This window comes from Inquilinus sp. YAF38 (assembly GCF_052113205.1).
GTDB lineage: Bacteria > Pseudomonadota > Alphaproteobacteria > DSM-16000 > Inquilinaceae > Inquilinus.
Genome location: NZ_JBFRCU010000004.1, coordinates 117554 through 135882, shown reverse-complemented (window position 1 = coordinate 135882; position 18329 = coordinate 117554). Strand labels below are relative to the sequence as shown.

Below are 18329 nucleotides of genomic sequence, written 5' to 3'. Positions count from 1 at the left end.
ACCCGCCGCGACCAGAGGCGCGCAAGTCCTGATTCGGCTGATATTCCGCTGCAACGAAGAAACGGCAGTCGATAACGACGCTGGCATGCGATTCATCCTGTGACTCGATTGAGCCAGGAGAATAAAAGCCGGTCGGGTGGACAGGTTTTAAGTTATGTTAAGAGATGTTGCTGGAGGCTCCGGCCGCAGATCGGCTGGATTTCGGGGCAGCGACATTTTGACGACCAGGCCGTGTGGCAGGCGGTCGAGCAGTTCGATGCGGCCGCCATGGCCGCGGACGACGTCGCGCGCGATCGACAGGCCCAGCCCGAAGCCCCTGCCCGTCGCCGCGGGCCGGCTGTGGTCGCCCTTGAAGAACGGATCGAAGACCTTCTCGCGCAGCGGCGCAGGGATGCCCGGGCCGTCATCCGCCACCACGATCTCCGCCATGCCGCCCTTGCCGATCCGCAGGCCGACCTGCACCGCCGAACCGTGCTGCACGCCATTGTCGACCACGTTGCTGACCGCGCGGGTCAGCGCGTTGGCCCGGCAGACCCAGGCCAGGCGTGGCGGCCCGGCATAGGTGACGCCGTGCCCGACATCGCCGAATTCGGTGCAGATCGTCTGCAGCAGGCTCGGCAGGTCGACCGGAGCCATCCGTTCCTCGCGGGTGCCGGGCCGCAGATATTCCAGCGTCTCGTCGAGCATGCTGCTGATCCGGACCACCTCGTACAGGATGCCGTCCCGCAGCTCCGGGTCATCGATCCGTTCGGCCCGCAGCCGCAGGCGGGTCAGCGGTGTCCGCAGGTCGTGGCTGATCGCGGCGAGCATGCGGGTGCGGTCGTCGATCAGGGCCCGGATGCGGGTGCGCATGTCGTTCAGGGCATCGGCCATCTGACCGATCTCGCGTGGGCCCCTGCGATCGATCAGGCGGTCGTCGTCGGGCGAATGGCCGAAGGATTCGGTCGCGCGTCCCAGCGCCGACAGCGGGGCGATGATCGAGCGCACCGCATAGGCCGACAGGAACACGACGAACACCAGCATCGTGATGATGATCAGGACGGTGGGCCTGAGGATGAACCGCCACAGGGTGGACAGGCTGGGGGCCGCGAACAGCAGGGCCGACCGGTCGTCGACCGGCACGATCAGGCCATCGCCGGCGCCTGGGTGGAAGTCGGCGCTGCGCGTCTCGATGCCCCAGAGGGTCCTCAACTGAAACGCGATCACGCCGGCCGCGATCGGCATCGGCGCATCCGCGGGCCGGGCCGTGAACTCCGCCAGCGGCACCCGGATGGCACTGAAGCCGGCCCGCTGCGCGATGTCGAGGATCTTGTCGAGCTCCTCCGGGGTCTCGGCGGTCTGGGCGATCTGGATGACCTTGCCGATCCCCGTCGCCGAGAGCGAATCCCCGTCCCGCGCGTCGGGCTCGCGGAAGAACAGGAACAGGATGGCGCTGGTCAGCCCGATGCCGAGCAGCACGGAGACGGCGACGATCCCGGTGATCTGGCTGACGACGCTGCGCGGGGCCAGGCGAAGGAGGAACCGCATCAGGCCTGCTCGACCCGCTCGGCGAACATGTAGCCGCCGAGGCGCACGGTCTTGATGTAGCGCGGGCTGTCGGGGTCGGGCTCGATCTTCTGCCGGATCCGGCTGACATGCACATCGATGCTGCGCTGGACCGGGCTGGCCAGGCCGCTGTGGGTCAGCTCGATCAACTGGTCGCGCGACAGCGTCTGGCCGGAATGCCGGCACAGCGCCGCCAACAGGTCGAACTCGACGCTTGTCATGGCGACCTGGACCCCGTCGGGATCGTGCAGCTGCCGCGACGCCGGGTCGATCCGCCAGCCGGCGAAGCGCAGCGGGTGCATCCGGCCGCCGCCGTTGCCGCCCTGGGCGCGCCGCAGCAGCGCCCGGATGCGCGCCACCAGCTCACGGGAATCGAACGGCTTGGGCAGGTAGTCGTCGGCCCCGATCTCCAGCCCGATGATGCGATCGACCGCGTCGCCGCGGGCCGTCACCATGATGATCGGGATCGCCGACGCGGCCCGAAGCCGGCGGCAGATGCTGAGCCCGTCCTCCCCCGGCAGCATGAGGTCGAGCACGACGAGGTCGATCTGCGCCAGGCCCAGCACCGAATCCATCGCGGCCGCGCCGGTGGCGGCAAAGACGGCGAAGCCGGCTTCGGACAGCACGCCCTGCAGCATGCGGGAGATCTCGAGATCATCCTCGACAAGCAGCACATGCGGCTGTCGTTCCGGCCGCGCCGCCACGGCGAAGGATACGGGTTTCCTGGATCCCACCATGGCGGCATTCTCGCAGCGGGCCGGCGGAGGATCATCCGTCCAATTATTATTTTTTGTAAACGCGCCCGCGGCAGCCCGGCGTCACAGGAAGCCGGCCATCCGCAGAAGCAGGACGGCGGTAGCCAGGACGAGCAGCACCATGGCCAGGGCGCCCCCGCTCCACCGGCCCGGGGCGGACGATGGCGTTCCGGGCGAAGCGGCCCGGGCAGCGCGGGATGAGGTCGACCCCGTGCCCGGCAGCAGCGAGGCCAGACGCGTCGCGATCGCCATGATCTCGTCGTTCGACCGTTCTGCGCGCGCCGTCCCGGTGATGATCTCCGCCAGCTCGAGGACAGCAGCGTCGCGCGGCTGCCCGGCCAGCCGGTTCGCCGTCGCCCAGGGATCGCCGCCCAGGCGGCCAAGCATCGAGACCACGCTCAACGGCATGCCGTTGGATTCCGCCCCGACATCGGCGAACAGAAACGTGTTCAAATTCGACTTTCGCAGGCGAAAGACGTCGGTATCGGGCATGTCCAAATCGCACCTCTTACGACGCATCACGTGATATCCGCACACCAAAAATCAAGATCAAAATACGCCGACAGTGCCGGAATATCGGGATTCCCCCCTTTTTATCAACGACAAGAATTAATGCTGCTGGCCGTCTGACAAAGCTGCCAGAAGATCAAATGGAGTAGATATCAAAATTTGGAGCCCGGCCGAAACAAACAAAATAAATCCCGACCAGGATCTCGGACGTGATAGTCTAGCGGACGAGAGAGATTTGCCTCTCTCCGAATGAAAGCACAATCCATGAAAACCCCTGAATGGCTTAAACCGGCGCTGTATGGCGCCGTGTGCGGCGCCGTTGCGCTTGGTGTCATCGGGTTCAGCTGGGGTGGCTGGGTGACCGGTTCATCGGCCCAGCGCATGGCTCAGGATCGGTCCAAAACCGACGTGGTGGCCGTGCTTTCGCTGATCTGCGTCGACCAGTCGAAGCGCGACCCGCAGCTGACGCAACGGCTGGCGGAGATCAAGGCGGCATCGACCTACGGCCGTGGCGACCTGGTGGTCAAAGCCGGCTGGGCGACGATGCCCGGAGGGACGGTTGCCGATGCCCAGGTCGCCAAGGCCTGCGCCACGCAGCTCGCCAGCTGAGGCGCGCGCGGCCGGGTGCGGAGTCAGAAGAAGCCCCGCACCCAGCCAAGTCGTATATCATTCGCCACGCCGGGCCGGCCATGACCGCCGGTCAGCGGCGGCCGGATTTGGGCGACTTCCAGACGGCATCCGCCTCGGCCATGTGCGCCGAGCTCGACAGCTCGTGCTCCGGCACCATCCGCTCCTCGCTGCCAAGCACGCTACGCACCCGGTACATCGGGCCGGAAGATTCGCTGGGGTAGCGGGCCAGAACCTTGAACGCGCCGACCGCGGCATGTCCCGACAGCGATTTGCGCGAGACCTGCACGGTGGTGCCAACCGGGAATTTAAAATCCTTCATCACGACATTTCTGGCCTCCCGTGGGAGCGCCGGCTGCGGGAATTTTCGACAGAGTACACCGGAACCCAGGAACAAGCCCGCCAAATCGGGCGCTCCACCCAATAATCGTTGAAAATCATGGCAAGATCTGAATCACTCATCGCAGAAGACAGTGCCGACCTTTATTTCAGATCAGCAAGGAATTCACCTTGTATGTTGGGACAGCGATGCGCATTTGTGAGGGAGATAGTGAATCAAGCCTATCTCCAAAAATTGGTTTTCCGAAGGACTCAGCCGATGAAATTCCGCCCGCTGCACGACCGGGTCGTGGTCCGCCGCATCGATGCCGAAGCCAAGACCGCGGGCGGGATCATCATCCCCGACACCGCCCAGGAGAAGCCGCAGCAGGGCGAGGTGGTGGCCGTCGGCCTGGGCGCGCGGGACGCGCAGGGCGTGATCCAGACACTCGATGTCAGCGTTGGCGACCGCATCCTGTTCGGCAAATGGTCCGGCTCCGAGATCCGGCTCGAGGGAGTGGACTACCTCGTGATGAAGGAGAGCGACGTGATCGGCGTCGTCGCCTGATCCAGCCCGCCTCCCGCATCCCCCTCCCCTTTCAAGGACCAGCACCATGCCAGCCAAAGACGTCAAATTCAGCAGCGATGCCCGCGACCGCATGCTGCGCGGCATCGACATCCTCGCCCGCGCCGTCAAGGTCACGCTCGGCCCCAAGGGGCGCAACGTCGTGCTCGACAAATCCTGGGGCTCGCCGCGCATCACCAAGGACGGGGTGACGGTGGCCAAGGAGATCGAGCTGTCCGACAAGTTCGAGAACATGGGCGCCCAGATGGTGCGCGAGGTCGCGACCAAGACCGCCGACCTGGCCGGCGACGGCACCACCACCGCCATCGTCCTGGCCCACGCCATCGTCAGGGAGGGCGCCAAGGCGATCGGCGCCGGGCTGAACCCGATGGACGTCAAGCGCGGCATCGACCTGGCGGTCGCCGCCGTGGTCGAGGAGATCGGCAAACGGGCCCAAAAAATCTCGACCAACGACGAGATCGCCCAGGTCGGCACCATCTCGGCCAATGGCGAGCGCGAGATCGGCACCATGATCGCCAAGGCGATGAAGAAGGTCGGCAATGAGGGCGTGATCACGGTCGAGGAGGCCAAGAGCTTCGAGACCGAGCTCGACATCGTCGAGGGCATGCAGTTCGACCGCGGCTACATCTCACCCTATTTCGTCACCAATGCCGAGAAGATGATCGCGGAGCTGGAGAACCCCTACATCCTGCTGCACGAGAAGAAGCTGCCGAACCTGCAGTCCTTCCTGCCGCTGCTCGAGGCCGTGGTCCAGGCCGGCCAGCCGCTGCTGATCGTCGCCGAGGATGTCGACGGTGAGGCGCTGGCCACCCTGGTGGTCAACAAGCTGCGCGGCGGGCTGAAGGTCGCGGCGGTCAAGGCCCCGGGCTTCGGCGACCGGCGCAAGGCGATGCTCGAGGACCTGGCCATCCTGACCGGCGGCCAGGTCATCTCCGAGGATCTCGGCATCAAGCTCGAGAACGTCACCCTCGACATGCTCGGCCGGGCCAAGAAGGTCGTCATCTCGAAGGAGGAGACGACGGTCGTCGACGGTGCCGGCGCCAAGAAGGACATCGAGGGCCGCACCAACCAGATCCGGGCGCAGATCGAGGAGACCACCTCGGACTACGACCGCGAGAAGCTGCAGGAGCGCCTGGCCAAGCTGGCCGGCGGTGTCGCCATCATCCGCGTCGGCGGCGCCAGCGAGATCGAGGTCAAGGAGCGCAAGGATCGCGTCGACGACGCGATGCACGCCACCCGCGCCGCGGTCGCGGAGGGCATCGTCGCCGGCGGCGGCGTCACCCTGCTCTATGCCAGCCGCGTCATCGACAAGCTGAAGCCCGAGAACACCGACCAGAAGGTCGGCATCGACATCGTCCGCCGCGCCCTCCAGGCGCCGGTGCGGCAGATCGTCGAGAACTCCGGCAGCGACGGGTCGGTAGTGGTCGGCAAGCTGCTCGACAGCAAGGACCACAATTGGGGCTATGACGCCCAGAAGGGCGAGTACACCGCCATGATCAAGGCGGGCATCCTCGACCCGGCCAAGGTGGTGCGGGTGGCGCTGCAGAACGCCGCCTCGATCGCCGGCCTGCTGATCACCACCGAAGCGATGGTGGCCGCGGTGCCGGATACGGGCGGCCCGGCGGCGCCGGATGCCGGCGGCATGGGCTACTGATCCGCCAGCCCGTGACCGGCAGCAGCGCCGGTCACGGGCGACGGCATCGCAGCGGCGTCAGGGCAGGATGCCGATGAACACCCGGCGGGTAGGCGTCGATCAGATCTCCGGCGGAGGTCGCCGCGGCCCGGCTGAGTTGCTCCGCTCCGGATTCACGCTCCCGCTCGACCAGCCGCACCAGCTCCTGAATCGGCGATGCGCGATCGTCGACGGGTCGAGTCCTGAGTGATTTCCGAGTCTGCCCTCATTCACCCCGCGATGAGTAGGGTTGCAAGATCGAACGGCCAGGCGCGCGCGGATGGCCTGCTCGATCGCGCGACGGTGAAGCTCTCAGCGAGCGTCGATGACGGATGACAAAAGACATGACCTTCCCTGTCGGGAACGCCAAGGCCGGCCTCCAGGCGCTGAGCCGATACCGTGAAACGAAAGCCGCGCGCGGCGCATTTGAACTGGTGATCACGGCGGTGCCGTTCGCGGTGCTTTGGGCCCTCATGTGGGCCGCGCTCGGCATCGGTTATTGGCTGTCATTGCTGCTCGCGGTGCCGACCGCGGCCTTCCTGATGCGCCTTTTCATGATTCAGCACGACTGCGGGCATGGCGCCTTCTTCCGTCGACGCGTCACCAATGATTGGGTGGGCCGGGTCATCGGCGTCTTCACGTTGACGCCCTATGGCGTCTGGCGCCGCAACCATGCGACGCATCACGCGGCGGTCGGCAACCTCGACCATCGTGGCGTCGGCGATATCGACACGAAGACGGTGAGTGAATACCTCGCGCTCGGCGCTGCCGGCCGCCTTGCCTACATCGTCTATCGCCATCCGATCGTGATGTTCGGCATCAGTCCGGCATACCTGTTCCTGCTGCACCACCGCCTTCCCTTTGGTCTCTTTCGGGCCGGCGGACAGCCCTGGGCCAGCACCATGGGAACGAACGCGTCCATCGCGGCCGTCGTCCTGTTGATGGTGTGCCTGGTCGGGGTCGGGCCATTCCTCCTGGTGCAAGGCCCGGTGGTGCTGATCGCCGCCTCGATCGCGGTGTGGTTCTTCTACGTGCAGCATCAGTTCGAGGACACGCGATGGGCGCATGAAGAAGACTGGAACTTCCATGAAGCCGCCCTTCATGGAAGTTCGCACTATGAGCTGCCCCGTGCCCTCGCCTGGTTCACGGGGAACATCGGCGTGCATCATGTGCATCATCTGTGCAGCCGGATCCCGTTCTATCGTTTGCGCCAGGTCCTGGATGATCACCCCGAACTGGCGGGCGTCGGGCGACTGACGTTCGTTCAGAGCTTTCGATGCGCGACGCTTGCCCTTTGGGACGAAAGGCAGGGACGGCTGATATCGTTTCGCGAACTGCGGACGCGGCGTTCGAATGCGCGCTCCGCCGTTCCAAGATCCGCTGGCAACTGAAACACCGGCGCCGAGATCATCCCGCCGACGCGGCAGCTGACATCGCGAATTGCGTACAAAATCCAGAAACAACCGGTCGAAGTATCTGGCCAAAATTTTCTTGGGAACAAGAATTTATATTTCCCTATTTGCCATGGGCCACGGAGTGATGTCACCCCGTAGCTACACGGAGATGCCCCAATGCGCGGCACCATGAAGATTATCGCGTTGATCGCACCAGCACTGCTTGTCGTTGCCGGATGCACCGTCAACAACGCGCGACCGACGCCAACACCTGTCGCGGTAATGGCACCGCCCACTGTGATCACCACCCAGCCCGGAACGACGACCTACGTCACGGCGCCGCAACGCACGGTTGTTGTGCCGGCGCAGGCGTACTGAGCTCACCGCGGAGCGGAAGCGGATGATCGTGTGAGATGATCACCGCTGTCCGCACCGCGGGAAGACATACGGTGTCTCAGCGGAACTGAAAATCCGCCGATGTGCTCATTGCACGGATCTATGCGGGGATCCCGGCCCTCGGCGACCAAGACCCTGCAACGGGTTCCACGCCGCACATCGGAAGGCTGGTTGCTGAGGATATGCCGACGAGTCAGTTCGCAAGACCTCCGCACTGGGCTTCGAGCTCGCGGAAGGCACTGGAGAATGCGCCGAGCCGGTATTCCTGCGCCGCCCCATCATGCCGCTCCAACTTGAAAGGTCTGCCGATCTTCGCGGACTCGAACAGTTTCTTGGAATGCCTGGGCGATAGGATAGTGGCACTGGAGCCATCTTCGGCTGTAAGAGCGACGCCTTCGCGGATTTGATTGATTGTAAGATATCCAATCGGCGCCGATATAGTGCCACGACTGCTGTCAGCGCGACCGAATTTGAAGAATACGATCATCGACAAATCAGGAGCCATGCAACGGAAATTGACAGAGTCATCCTCGTCGCGCTGCTCTCTTATCGCCAACGTTACAGATTGTCCTCCCGCGTCTTCCGTGATTTGGCCGACATACTCGGTCGTCTCATAAGACTGAGAATACACAACAACTGGAATCAGAGCGAGAATTCCAATAAAAGCCAGACACGTCCACTTCATCTGTGCCTCACTGTGATCTAGGCGAGGCGCGGCACGAATTTCGCGCGGCTGGCCCCTCAAGGGACAGGTGCGGCATCGAGCGCGCGTTGAATGGCGCGGGCCAGGTCAGCCTCACGAAAAGGCTTCTGCATCACCACCGCATCCGGCTTGAGCGCCTGAACACTTGACGCATCGCCGCTGACGAACACGTGCGGAACAGGCCCGGCCCGGAGGATTGTCTCGACGGCCGCGACACCGCTGCCGGCGCCCAGTCGTGCATCGACGATCATCAGGTCCGGCCTGCACCGCATGGCGGCCGCCACCGCATCCGCCTCCGTGGCCTCGATCGCGCAGACCTCATAGCCCATTCCGCCGAGCACTTCGGCCAGCAGCATGGCGATGACGGGTTCGTCTTCCACGAGCAGGACGCGGAGCGCTGCCATTTGGTTCACATCGCCTCCGGCACTCTCTCGGTTCGCCCAGATTTCCAACCATAGCCGGCGCCAGATCACCGAGGGCAGGCTCGGAAACTACGCAGACCCACTTCCGTTGCCGCGCCCTTGACGTATGGGCCGCCACTCCTACCCGCAGGTCGCCGCCACAATGCGGCTGTGATAGCATCGGGATGGTCCTCCCAATGGGAGGCAATCCCGTGAGGCCCATGCACCATGCCGGGAAGCCGTCCGCAGCGGGCCGGAGCGGCCCGGCCGCGATCGGCCCGGCGCGCCTCGCCAACGCCATCCGGGGATTTTCCGGTCGTCGGAATCGGCGCCTCGGCGGGTGGCCTTGAGGCCTGCAGGAAGCTGGTGGACGGCCTGCCCGCCAAGACCGGCATGGCCTTCATCCTGGTCCAGCATCTCGATCCGACCCATGAAAGCATGATGGTGGTGCTGCTGGCCGGCCACACGGCGATGACCGTGCGGCAGGCCGTGGACGGGATGCCGATCGAGCGCGAGCACCTCTATGTCATCCCACCCGGGACCTACCTGTCGGTGGGCAACGGCGCCCTGCACCTCTCGCAACCCCAGGCGCGTCACGGCGCGCGATTGCCGTTCGACTTTCTGCTGCACTCGATGGCGCAAGCCTACGGTTCGCGGGCGGTCTGCGTGATCCTTTCAGGAACCGGGGCCGACGGCAGCCTCGGGCTGAAGTCGGTGAAGGAGATGTCCGGGCTCGTCATCGCGCAGGACCCCGACGAGGCCGGCTATGACGGCATGCCACGGAGCGCGATCGCGACCGGGGCGGTCGATCTTGTGCTTCCCTTGGCCAGGATTCCCGATGCGCTCGCGAAACATGACCGAAGGATGAAGGGCATTCCCGGGCCGGACGGGTCGGCACCGCAGGATGCTGCGCAGATCCGGCTGCCCCTGATCATCGATCTTCTGCGGTCCAGGACCGCCCATGATTTCACGCTGTACAAGCCGGGGACGCTGCAGCGCCGGATCGAGCGGCGCATGGCGATGGCGTCGATCGGGACCGCCGACATGGGCCGGTATCTCGAGATCCTGCAAAGCGATCCCCGCGAGCTCGACCTCCTGGCCAGGGACCTGCTGATCAACGTCACCAGCTTCTTCCGGGACCCGAAGGTGTTCGATCGTCTCGCGAAGGAGATCGTTCCCGACCTGGTCCGCAAACACTCACCCGACCACCCGCTGCGCATCTGGATCGCCGGGTGCAGCACCGGCGAGGAGACCTATTCCCTCGCCATGCTGTTCCGCGAAGAGATCACGGCGACGAGGCCCGGCCTCAAACTGCAGGTCTTCGCCTCCGATGTCGATCCGGATGCCATCGCCAGGGCTCGCGAGGGGTTGTACCCGGAGACGATCGGGTCGGAGGTGTCGCCGGCCCGTCTCGCCCGCTTCTTCTCGAAAGAGGATCACGGTTACCGGGTGTCGCCGGAGCTGCGCGCGGCAGTGGTCTTCACAGTCCAGGACGTGCTGGCCGACCCGCCCTTCTCGCGCATCGACCTGGTGTCCTGCCGGAACCTGCTGATCTATCTGCGCCCCGAGGCCCAGGAGAAGGTGGTCTCGCTGTTTCATTTCGCGCTGCGCGAGGACGGCATCCTGCTGCTCGGCAGTTCGGAGACGATCGGGAACCCCGACGGCCGCTTCGACGTGATCTCCAAGCCGGAGCGGCTGTATCGCCACATCGGCCGCAGCCGGCCGGGCGATCTCGGATTGTCGGCGGGTGCCGGTGACAGCGTCCGGGTCCCGGCACGCCCGGGACAAGGCCCGACGCCCTCACGCCAAGCCGTTCTGGCCGAGTTGTGCCGGCGGCTGGTGATGGAGGCGTATGCGCCGGCGGCGGTCCTGATCAACCGCAAGCATGAATGCCTGTATTCCCTGGGGCCGACGGACCGCTATCTGCGCGTGGCGCCGGGCCACCCGACGCACGACCTGCTGGCGATGGCGCGGGAAGGCATGCGCACCAAGCTCCGCGCGGCGATCCAACGGGCCGGTCACGAGAATGCGCGCATTGTCGTCGGCGGCGGCCGGGCCGATCACAATGGCCATCCGGCTGCGTTCAGCATCGCCGTGCAGCCGGTCCAGAGCGAGGGCGAGGAACTGCTGCTGATCTGCTTCATCGACGAGCCGGAGCCGGAGCGCGGAGCAGGTCGCCCGACCTCCCCAGGACGCGGTCCGCGGTTCGCCGAGCTCGAGCAGGAGCTTGAGGCCACGAGGGCGGAGCTGCAGGGCGCCATCCGCAACCTCGAGATCTCGACCGAGGAGCAGAAGGCGATCAACGAAGAAGCCCTGTCCGTCAACGAGGAATACCAGTCGACGAACGAGGAGCTGATCACCTCGAAGGAGGAGCTGCAGTCGCTGAACGAGGAGCTGACCGCCCTGAACAGCCAGCTTCAGGAAACGCTGGAACGGCAGCGCACGACCTCCAACGACCTGCAGAACGTGCTGTACAGCACCGATGTCGCGACGCTCTTCCTCGACACCAGCCTCAACATCCGCTTCTTCACGCCCGCCACCAGATCGCTGTTCAACGTCATCCCCGGCGATGTCGGCCGACCGCTCGCGGACCTCCACTCGCTGGCGGCCGATGGCGCCCTTCTGACCGATGCCAGGGCGGTGCTGCAGACCCTCGCGCCGATCGAACGGGAGATCGAAGCGCAGAGCGGCGCCTGGTATGTCCGGCGCATCCTGCCCTATCGCACCCAGGACAACGGGGTCGAGGGCGTCGTCATCACCTTCGCCGACATCACCGAGCGCCGCCACACGGCGGACGCGCTGGAAGCGGCCAGACGGCAGGCGGAGCTGGCAACCGCGGCGAAGTCGCGCTTTCTCGCCGCCGCCAGCCACGACCTCCGCCAGCCGTTGCAGACGCTGGCCCTGCTGCAGGGGCTGCTGGCAAAGAGCGTCGAGGGGGAGAGGGGGCGGAAGCTGGTCGCTCGGCTCGACGAGACGCTGGGTGCCATGACCGGCATGCTGAACGCGCTGCTCGACATCAACCAGATCGAGGCCGGAACCGTCCGCGCGGAGAAGGTCCAATTTCCGGTCAACGATCTGCTGGAACGGCTGAGGGACGAGTTCACCTATCACGCGCAGGCCCAGAGGCTCGCCTTGCGCGTGGTCCCGTGCGGCCTTTCGATCCACAGCGATCCACGTCTGCTGGAGCAGATGATCCGCAACCTGCTGTCGAATGCGCTGAAATACACCAAGCAGGGCAAGGTGCTGCTCGGCTGCCGTCGGCGCGAAGGGATGCTGAGCATCGAGATCTGGGACACCGGGGTCGGGATTCCGGCCGGTGAACTGCAGGCGATCTTCGAGGAGTACCATCAGCTCGACAATGCCGCGCGCGAACGAAGCCGTGGCCTCGGCCTCGGACTTTCCATCGTGCAGCGCCTGGGGGACCTGCTGGGTCATCGGGTGCGCGTTCGCTCCCAGCTGGGCAAGGGGTCGGTCTTCGCCGTCGAAATCATGCTGCCGCAAAGCGAGACGGAACCGTCGCGCGAGCCGCAGCGGCACGGCAGCGATGACCGGATCGCGGAAAGCGTCCACCGAACCGGCGCGATCCTGGTGGTCGAGGACGATTCCGAGGTGCGTGAGCTCCTCGAGCTACTCCTGAAGGACGAGGGGCACCGCGCCACGGCGGCACCAGACGGCGCCGCGGCCCTGGAGCTGGTGGCGCGGGGGATGATCCGACCCGACCTCATCCTCGCGGACTACAACCTGCCGGGCGGCATGGATGGGCTCCAGGTCACCGCGAAGCTGCGGGACAGGCTTCGCCGCCAGGTCCCGGTCATCATCCTGACCGGTGACATCTCGACCAGCACCTTGCGCGACATCGCCCGCCAGGACTGCGTGCAGCTCAACAAGCCGGTGAAGCTGAAGGAGTTGGCGCAAGCGATCCAGCGCCTGCTGGCGACGGCGCCGTCCTCGGCGCATCCGCACGCCGAAAGCCCTGCCGAAGGGACCGGCGACCCGGGCGAACCGGTCATCTTCATCGTCGATGACGACAGCCATGTGCGGGACGGGGTTCGCGGCGTGCTCGAGGAGAACGGCTGGATCGTCGAGGACTACGCGTCTTGCGAGGCCTTCCTCGAGGCCTATCACCCGGGCCGTGCAGCCTGCCTCCTGGTCGATGCCTATCTGCCCGGAATGAACGGGCTCGAACTGCTGCAGTGGCTGAAGGATGCCGGCCATCGGCTGCCGGCCATCATGATCACCGGCAACAGCGACGTGCCGATGGCGGTCCAGGCCATGAAGGCCGGTGCGTCGGACTTCATCGAGAAGCCGGTTGGCCGCGTCGAGCTGCTCGCCGGCGTCGAGCGTGCGCTCGAGCAATCGCGCGATGCGAACAAGGTGACCGCCTGGCGGGAGACGGCGGCCACCCATGTCGCGGGGCTGAGCGCGCGCCAGCGCCAGATCATGGAGCTGGTCCTCGCCGGCCAGCCCAGCAAGAACATCGCCGCGGATCTCGGCATCAGCCAGCGCACGGTCGAGAACCACCGCGCCGCGATCATGAAGAAGACCGGGTCGAAGTCCCTTCCGGCGCTGGCCCGGCTGGCGCTGGCCGCTGCCTGGACCGGCGCCGACGAACCGCTCGCCTGATCTGGATTTCCAGCCTCGATCGCGCGGCGACAAATCGGCAGGGCTGTTGCATTCGCAGGGCGACGACGAACAGCCCGCGGACCTTCGGAAAATACTCAGTCGCTCGCAATTGCTTGCAAGTCGACTTGTGTCGTCCCCACCTGAATCCTGCCGCCGGGCCATTCCAGTGCCGGCGGGGCACAGGTCATCCGGCCAATTCGGGTGCAGCGTCGAACCCCGGCAAGCGCATGAAACCATCCCCTTCGTCGGACGGGCCACTCGCTCAGGTGGGTGGCATGAGCCCGCAGGTACGCCAGCTGGCCGAACAGCTGCTCGCCACCGGTTTCGATAAACTCTCGGAGCGGGAGTGCCGGGTGATCGCCGGTGTCGCCCAGCGCACCCAGGTCAGCCGAAACGTCAATCACGCCTTTGAGGAGAAGCGCACTTTCGGCGACCGGCTCGCTGATCGCGTTGCGACCTTCGGCGGCTCATGGGTGTTCATCACGCTGTTTCTCACAACGCTGGCCGCCTGGGCTCTGTTCAACAGCGCGATTCTGGCTGGGTTTGTCGAGGCGTTCGATCCCTACCCCTATATCTTCCTAAACCTCCTGCTCTCGATGCTGGCCGCGCTGCAGGCGCCGATCATCATGATGTCGCAGAACCGCCAGGCGGCGCGAGACCGCGTCGCCGCAAGTCTCGATTATGAGATCAACCTGAAGGCCGAGGTCGAAATCATGGAGCTTCACGAGAAGCTGGATCGGATCCGCTCGCAGCATCTCGAGGAATTGCTGCGCGCTCAGCAAGAGCAACTGCGACTGTTGACGCGCCTGGCCGATGGAGGCGGCGCGGCGTGAGTACATTCCGAGCCTGCCACCGCCGCCGCCGTCCCGTTACGCTCGGAAATGTCGGAGGCATGAAATTTCGAAGCCTTGCGACGGGTGGCTACGGCCCCGCTTGGAGAACGCTGTCATGGACAAGGATCGGATCGCTGGCTCGGCGAAGGAGATCAAGGGCTCGATCAAGGAAACCATTGGCGAGGCGACGGGCGACGCCGAGTTGGAGGCCCGCGGCAGGGCGGACAAGGCCGAAGGCAAGATCCAGAACGCTGTCGGACGCGTCAAGGATGCGATCAGGAATGCGCTGAGGATGTAGCGGCGCCCCGTCTCCCGCACGTCGAACGTCGTCTAAAGAGGTAATGACTATGGGCACGATTCTGATCGTCATCCTGCTGATTCTGCTGTTCGGTGGCGGCGGCTACTACGCTCACGGCCGCTACGGCGGGGCGGGGCTCGGCGGCGTCTTCGGGTTGATTGTTCTCGTTCTCGTGGTGCTTTGGCTTGTTGGTGGCTTGGGCGGCATGGGCAGGATCTAAGAGTCAAGCCATGAGCCTCGGCACCGACGTGCCGATCATCCTGGTGGCGGCCACGACTGAAGGATGCTTCTCAATGCCGACCATCACTGCCGCGACAGAGCGACAATTTCTCGCGACCGTGGTCCCCTGCATCCGGGACCTTCGCCGGCTCGCGATCTTCCTGACGCGGAACCCCGCCGATGCAGACGATCTCGTTCAGGACACGCTGTTCCGCGCGGTCCGCAAGCTCCACCTCTGGCAGCCGGGCACCAATATGATGGCTTGGCTCGTCGTGATGATGCGCCGGCTCCACCTCTCACATTTCATAGACAACAAGCACAACCGGGCCAAGACGATACCGATCGACGACTGGGATGCCAGCACGCCGGCAACGCAAATGCAGACGGTCGAAGTGACGGAGGTTGCGGCCCGCTGGCAGGATCTCTCGAAGGACCATCGAGAGATCCTCGACATGGTGGCGGTCTGGGGTGCCTCCTACGAGGAAGCTGCGGCGGAGCTTCGGATTCCGGTTGGAACAATACGGTCCCGATTGGCCCGGGCCCGAATCCATCTGCGACACCACACGGGAACGCCCCGCCGCGCAGCCCTCAGACCAGACGTCCAATTGCGATCGCCTGGTCCGAGGCGTCCACCAGATCCATCAATCGGGACGGGTTGAATTCGGGGCCGGCATCGCCGAGCAGAGCGACGGCCAGCGTGCAGGCGATTGCGCTCTTCTCGTTGTCGGACATCGGGTCCTCCGAATGCATCATCAGCTGCCGCAGCCACGTCGCCAGCTCCACTGGCGACATTCTCTCGGCGAGGACCTGGTCGAGCATCGTCCGAGTCATATGGGCGGCGCATTCGAACCTTTCTCGATCACCGAGCAGGCTGTTTTTGGACATCGGGGAATGTTTCATGGCGGATGGATAACAGAGCAAAACAACACCCTGTTCCAGTCTTGTGCTCTGAGGCCGTTTTATTTTTTTGAATTGCGCAAGTGTGATGATCCAACTGACAGATCCATGATTCTCGAAAGAATTCGTTCGGGATGCAGACTCCCGTGGGCATCGGTTCGGCCATCCTGGATTCCGGCTTCACGAAAGGACGGATGAGATGATCTACCTTTCCCCCCGGCCCTCGCAGCGCGTCCTGGTTCTCGGTCGATCGCCGGCGGTCAACCAGAGTGTGGTGGCGCCGCTTCTCGCGCTTGGCATCCCAGTCCAGGGGTCGGCCGATCCTGACGGAGCCGCCCGACAGTTCGATGCCGCCGATTTCGACCTGGTCGTCTTCGGGCGCGGCATCGTCGGGCCGCTGAGCGAGCGGCTGACGCGTGACTTTACCCTGCGGAATCGCGACATCCGATGGATCGACGCCATCGCCCCGGTGGCGGTCAGGCAGATCCTCTCGGCGCTCGATCACGATCCGCGGCTGCCGCGGCACGCCATGAACTTCCGGGTAAAGGAGGACGGCTTGGACCTTCTCGTGCAGGCAACGGTCCTGTCGCCCTGCGCCGCGACCATCGAGATCTATCGTCACCCCGACGCAGACGCCCCAGCCGCCGAGCTTGTCAGCCGATCCGAGGCTGAGCCCGGCCCCTTCGAACGCCGTGTCGCGGGCCGCCACGTCCAGGATGCTCACACGCTTTTGATGACCATGGGCACCAACGAGTATTTCCTGCATCCACTTGGTTCACCGCCGCCTGAAGCTGGCGCGGAGGAACGACTTCTGGGCTGAGCGCAATCTCCGTCCCGCCCCAGGGGTACCGGGGTGGCGTCAGGGCAGGATGCCGATGAACACCCGACGGTAGGCGCTGATCAGATCCCCGGCGGAGGTCGCCGCGGCCCGGCTGAGTTGCTCCGTTCCGGCCTCGCCCTCCCGCTCGACCAGCCGAACCAGCTCCTGAAACCGGCGATGCGCGATCGTCGACGGGTCGAGTCCGGCCCCATCATGCGGCATGACGAAGCCGGGCTCAGGCAGCTCGCCGGCCAGGACCCGCAGCAGGTCGAGCAGCTTGGTGCCGGTGTCGATGCGGAGCCACCGGTCCTCGTCCCACACCGATATCGTCGGCCTGATCTCCATCTGCGTCATGCGCCTCCATGTCTGTCCTGCGGGGCCGGTGGCGGCTGGAGCGGCGGTCAGCCCTCCATCGCTCGCAGCAGCGCTGCGATCTCGATCGTCGCGAGGGTGGAGAAGGTGTCGGACACCGCATAGGGCAGGATGATCTGGCCGCCGTGCCGCATCGCGCCGCAGGTGTAGACGACGTTGGGGACGTAGCCTTCGCGTTCCGACGGCTCGGGCCGGACCAGCGGCTCGCTCGACCGGGCGAGGACCCTGGAAGGGTCGTCCTTGTCGAGGAGGACCGCCCCGATCGAATATCGCCGGACCGGGCCCACGCCATGGGTCAGCAGCAGCCAGCCTTCGTCGAGCTCGATCGGCGATCCGCAATTGCCAATCTGCACGAACTCCCACGGGAACCGGGGCCTCAGGATCAACTGGCCACCGTTCCAGACATGCATGTCGTCCGAATAGATCAGATAGAGATTCTCGTTGTCCTGCCGGCCGATCATGGCGTAGCGGCCGCCGAGCCGGCGGGGAAACAGGGCCATGCCCTTGTTGCCGGAGGCATCCCCGCGCAGCGGGAACATCCGGAACGAGACGAAGTCGGAGGTCTCGATCATCTCGGACCGGATCCCCAGGCCGCTATAGGCGGTGTAGGTGGCGCGGAAGATCGTCCGGCCGCCCTCGTCGAATTCAACGAAACGGGCATCCTCGATACCGCGGGCCTGGGAGTCCGTGACCGGAAAGATCACCCGCTCGCTAATGTCCTCGTCCGGCAAGAAGACCAGCTCGACCTCGTCGCCATACGGACCGGGGGTCCGCCGCTCCACTCCGGGAACGGAGGCGAGCCGGGCCGACGGGTCGATGGTCAGCCTGCCGTCGGCCGTGATCGAGCCCGATCGGAATGTCAGCGACGAGATATGCCCCTCACCGACGGCGCGGAGGCTGAGGATGAACCGGCGTCCGCCTTCCGGCGCACCGGATTGGTCGGGATGAGGCACGATGCTGGGATTGAACAGCGCCGCCGCCTCGAAGGCATATTCGAGCAGGAAGTAAGCACCGACCAGCCTGCGCTGCGTCTCGGTGAACAGGACATGGATCGAAAAGGCATCCTCCATGTCGTCCGCCCGGGCCTCGAACCTCTGCAGCAGGCGGCGGTGGCGGCCTTCGAAGTTCGCGAGCACTTCGGCCAGCTGGCCGGCGGCCGCCTCGGGATCGAGCGCCAGCACCCGGTCGACGATGTGGTTGGCGCGGGACTTATCTTTGGGATTGAGGTCCCGCGGCTCGGTAGCCGGCTTGAACGGGCGCACGACCACGCGAGCGGGATCCGGGCGCAGATACAAAGCCTGCCGGTTCAGGAAGGTGATTTGCGACAAGGTGTCCTCGGGCTGATCAGGGAAGGTCACGC

The 18329-nt window shown here is 65.3% G+C and carries 20 protein-coding genes; 11 read left to right on the top strand and 9 right to left on the bottom strand.

Features of this window, described 5'->3' with window-relative positions; all coding sequences use genetic code 11:
* Positions 1–147 precede the first annotated feature (147 nt).
* The 3 genes from AB4Z01_RS03145 to AB4Z01_RS03135 all read right to left on the bottom strand — a co-directional run bounded on the left by AB4Z01_RS03145 (position 148) and on the right by AB4Z01_RS03135 (position 2792).
* Positions 148–1527: a sensor histidine kinase gene (locus tag AB4Z01_RS03145; RefSeq protein ID WP_441690510.1), complete on the bottom strand. Its 1380-nt coding sequence runs from the start codon at positions 1525–1527 to the stop codon at positions 148–150.
* Positions 1527–2282 (bottom strand): response regulator, encoded by a 756-nt coding sequence (locus AB4Z01_RS03140; RefSeq protein WP_441690508.1) that lies wholly within the window; start codon positions 2280–2282, stop codon positions 1527–1529. The genes AB4Z01_RS03145 and AB4Z01_RS03140 overlap by 1 nt, the downstream gene beginning before the upstream one ends.
* Before the next feature lie 81 nt (positions 2283–2363).
* A complete protein-coding gene (locus tag AB4Z01_RS03135; protein ID WP_441690507.1) occupies positions 2364–2792 on the bottom strand; it encodes a hypothetical protein in 429 nt (142 codons plus the stop codon).
* 282 nt (positions 2793–3074) lie between these two features.
* On the opposite strand from AB4Z01_RS03135, the gene AB4Z01_RS03130 reads away from it, so the two are divergent.
* Positions 3075–3419, top strand: a complete 345-nt coding sequence (locus AB4Z01_RS03130) for a hypothetical protein (RefSeq protein WP_441690505.1) — start codon at positions 3075–3077, stop codon at positions 3417–3419.
* 91 nt (positions 3420–3510) lie between these two features.
* Here AB4Z01_RS03130 and AB4Z01_RS03125 read toward each other — a convergent pair whose 3' ends face one another.
* Positions 3511–3759, bottom strand: a complete 249-nt coding sequence (locus AB4Z01_RS03125) for a hypothetical protein (RefSeq protein WP_441690503.1) — start codon at positions 3757–3759, stop codon at positions 3511–3513.
* A gap of 276 nt (positions 3760–4035) precedes the next feature.
* Between AB4Z01_RS03125 and AB4Z01_RS03120 the strand changes: the two genes are divergently transcribed.
* The 4 genes from AB4Z01_RS03120 to AB4Z01_RS03105 all read left to right on the top strand — a co-directional run bounded on the left by AB4Z01_RS03120 (position 4036) and on the right by AB4Z01_RS03105 (position 7785).
* Complete coding sequence (locus AB4Z01_RS03120) at positions 4036–4323, top strand: co-chaperone GroES (RefSeq protein WP_441690501.1); 288 nt, start codon at positions 4036–4038, stop codon at positions 4321–4323.
* Between the two features lie 46 nt (positions 4324–4369).
* Positions 4370–5995 carry a chaperonin GroEL gene (gene groL / locus AB4Z01_RS03115; RefSeq protein WP_441690500.1) on the top strand — a complete coding sequence of 542 codons (1626 nt, stop codon included), beginning with the start codon at positions 4370–4372 and terminating at the stop codon, positions 5993–5995.
* Positions 5996–6357: 362 nt separating this feature from the next.
* The gene (locus AB4Z01_RS03110) at positions 6358–7404 is read left to right on the top strand and encodes a fatty acid desaturase (protein WP_441690498.1); all 1047 of its coding nucleotides are present in this window, start codon (positions 6358–6360) and stop codon (positions 7402–7404) included.
* A gap of 180 nt (positions 7405–7584) precedes the next feature.
* Positions 7585–7785: a hypothetical protein gene (locus AB4Z01_RS03105; protein ID WP_441690496.1), complete on the top strand. Its 201-nt coding sequence runs from the start codon at positions 7585–7587 to the stop codon at positions 7783–7785.
* 211 nt (positions 7786–7996) lie between these two features.
* Here the strand turns inward: AB4Z01_RS03105 and AB4Z01_RS03100 are convergent, their stop codons facing one another.
* Positions 7997–8488, bottom strand: coding sequence for a hypothetical protein (locus AB4Z01_RS03100; protein ID WP_441690494.1), 492 nt, complete (start codon positions 8486–8488; stop codon positions 7997–7999).
* A 56-nt stretch (positions 8489–8544) separates the two neighbouring features.
* Entirely contained in the window at positions 8545–8910 is a 366-nt protein-coding gene (locus AB4Z01_RS03095) for a response regulator (RefSeq protein WP_441690492.1), read from the bottom strand.
* A gap of 225 nt (positions 8911–9135) precedes the next feature.
* Here AB4Z01_RS03095 and AB4Z01_RS03090 point away from each other — a divergent pair, with 225 nt between their 5' ends.
* The 5 genes from AB4Z01_RS03090 (at position 9136) to AB4Z01_RS03070 (ending at position 15539) form a co-directional block, all read left to right on the top strand.
* Positions 9136–13530: a chemotaxis protein CheB gene (locus AB4Z01_RS03090; protein ID WP_441690490.1), complete on the top strand. Its 4395-nt coding sequence runs from the start codon at positions 9136–9138 to the stop codon at positions 13528–13530.
* 275 nt (positions 13531–13805) lie between these two features.
* Positions 13806–14363 (top strand): DUF1003 domain-containing protein, encoded by a 558-nt coding sequence (locus AB4Z01_RS03085; protein ID WP_441690488.1) that lies wholly within the window; start codon positions 13806–13808, stop codon positions 14361–14363.
* A gap of 115 nt (positions 14364–14478) precedes the next feature.
* Positions 14479–14661 (top strand): CsbD family protein, encoded by a 183-nt coding sequence (locus tag AB4Z01_RS03080; RefSeq protein WP_441690486.1) that lies wholly within the window; start codon positions 14479–14481, stop codon positions 14659–14661.
* Positions 14662–14710: 49 nt separating this feature from the next.
* The gene (locus AB4Z01_RS03075; protein WP_441690484.1) at positions 14711–14881 is read left to right on the top strand and encodes a DUF3309 family protein; all 171 of its coding nucleotides are present in this window, start codon (positions 14711–14713) and stop codon (positions 14879–14881) included.
* A gap of 10 nt (positions 14882–14891) precedes the next feature.
* Positions 14892–15539, top strand: coding sequence for an RNA polymerase sigma factor (locus tag AB4Z01_RS03070; protein WP_441690482.1), 648 nt, complete (start codon positions 14892–14894; stop codon positions 15537–15539).
* Here AB4Z01_RS03070 and AB4Z01_RS03065 read toward each other — a convergent pair.
* Entirely contained in the window at positions 15469–15699 is a 231-nt protein-coding gene (locus tag AB4Z01_RS03065) for a hypothetical protein (protein WP_441690480.1), read from the bottom strand. The two genes, AB4Z01_RS03070 and AB4Z01_RS03065, sit on opposite strands and share 71 nt — an antisense overlap.
* Positions 15700–15976: 277 nt before the next feature.
* Here AB4Z01_RS03065 and AB4Z01_RS03060 point away from each other — a divergent pair, with 277 nt between their 5' ends.
* Positions 15977–16597, top strand: a complete 621-nt coding sequence (locus AB4Z01_RS03060; protein ID WP_441690478.1) for a hypothetical protein — start codon at positions 15977–15979, stop codon at positions 16595–16597.
* Positions 16598–16636: 39 nt separating this feature from the next.
* Here AB4Z01_RS03060 and AB4Z01_RS03055 read toward each other — a convergent pair whose 3' ends face one another.
* Together AB4Z01_RS03055 and AB4Z01_RS03050 are read right to left on the bottom strand one after the other, a co-directional pair.
* Complete coding sequence (locus tag AB4Z01_RS03055; RefSeq protein WP_441690477.1) at positions 16637–16951, bottom strand: hypothetical protein; 315 nt, start codon at positions 16949–16951, stop codon at positions 16637–16639.
* A 47-nt stretch (positions 16952–16998) separates the two neighbouring features.
* On the bottom strand, positions 16999–18327 hold the full coding sequence (locus AB4Z01_RS03050) for a glycoside hydrolase family 130 protein (protein WP_441690476.1): 1329 nt from the start codon (positions 18325–18327) through the stop codon (positions 16999–17001).
* Positions 18328–18329: the final 2 nt, after the last annotated feature.

Coding starts and splice junctions, on each gene's coding strand:
- AB4Z01_RS03110 (WP_441690498.1), top strand. CDS start 6,358: ATGACCTTCCCTGTCGGGAACGCCAAGGCCGGCCTCCAGGCGCTGAGC.
- AB4Z01_RS03075 (WP_441690484.1), top strand. CDS start 14,711: ATGGGCACGATTCTGATCGTCATCCTGCTGATTCTGCTGTTCGGTGGC.
- AB4Z01_RS03120 (WP_441690501.1), top strand. CDS start 4,036: ATGAAATTCCGCCCGCTGCACGACCGGGTCGTGGTCCGCCGCATCGAT.
- AB4Z01_RS03070 (WP_441690482.1), top strand. CDS start 14,892: ATGAGCCTCGGCACCGACGTGCCGATCATCCTGGTGGCGGCCACGACT.
- AB4Z01_RS03140 (WP_441690508.1), bottom strand. CDS start 2,282: ATGGTGGGATCCAGGAAACCCGTATCCTTCGCCGTGGCGGCGCGGCCG.
- AB4Z01_RS03055 (WP_441690477.1), bottom strand. CDS start 16,951: ATGACGCAGATGGAGATCAGGCCGACGATATCGGTGTGGGACGAGGAC.
- AB4Z01_RS03125 (WP_441690503.1), bottom strand. CDS start 3,759: ATGAAGGATTTTAAATTCCCGGTTGGCACCACCGTGCAGGTCTCGCGC.
- AB4Z01_RS03130 (WP_441690505.1), top strand. CDS start 3,075: ATGAAAACCCCTGAATGGCTTAAACCGGCGCTGTATGGCGCCGTGTGC.
- AB4Z01_RS03145 (WP_441690510.1), bottom strand. CDS start 1,527: ATGCGGTTCCTCCTTCGCCTGGCCCCGCGCAGCGTCGTCAGCCAGATC.
- AB4Z01_RS03100 (WP_441690494.1), bottom strand. CDS start 8,488: ATGAAGTGGACGTGTCTGGCTTTTATTGGAATTCTCGCTCTGATTCCA.
- AB4Z01_RS03090 (WP_441690490.1), top strand. CDS start 9,136: ATGCCGGGAAGCCGTCCGCAGCGGGCCGGAGCGGCCCGGCCGCGATCG.
- AB4Z01_RS03060 (WP_441690478.1), top strand. CDS start 15,977: ATGATCTACCTTTCCCCCCGGCCCTCGCAGCGCGTCCTGGTTCTCGGT.
- AB4Z01_RS03065 (WP_441690480.1), bottom strand. CDS start 15,699: ATGCTCGACCAGGTCCTCGCCGAGAGAATGTCGCCAGTGGAGCTGGCG.
- AB4Z01_RS03135 (WP_441690507.1), bottom strand. CDS start 2,792: ATGCCCGATACCGACGTCTTTCGCCTGCGAAAGTCGAATTTGAACACG.
- AB4Z01_RS03085 (WP_441690488.1), top strand. CDS start 13,806: ATGAGCCCGCAGGTACGCCAGCTGGCCGAACAGCTGCTCGCCACCGGT.
- groL (WP_441690500.1), top strand. CDS start 4,370: ATGCCAGCCAAAGACGTCAAATTCAGCAGCGATGCCCGCGACCGCATG.
- AB4Z01_RS03080 (WP_441690486.1), top strand. CDS start 14,479: ATGGACAAGGATCGGATCGCTGGCTCGGCGAAGGAGATCAAGGGCTCG.
- AB4Z01_RS03105 (WP_441690496.1), top strand. CDS start 7,585: ATGCGCGGCACCATGAAGATTATCGCGTTGATCGCACCAGCACTGCTT.
- AB4Z01_RS03095 (WP_441690492.1), bottom strand. CDS start 8,910: ATGGCAGCGCTCCGCGTCCTGCTCGTGGAAGACGAACCCGTCATCGCC.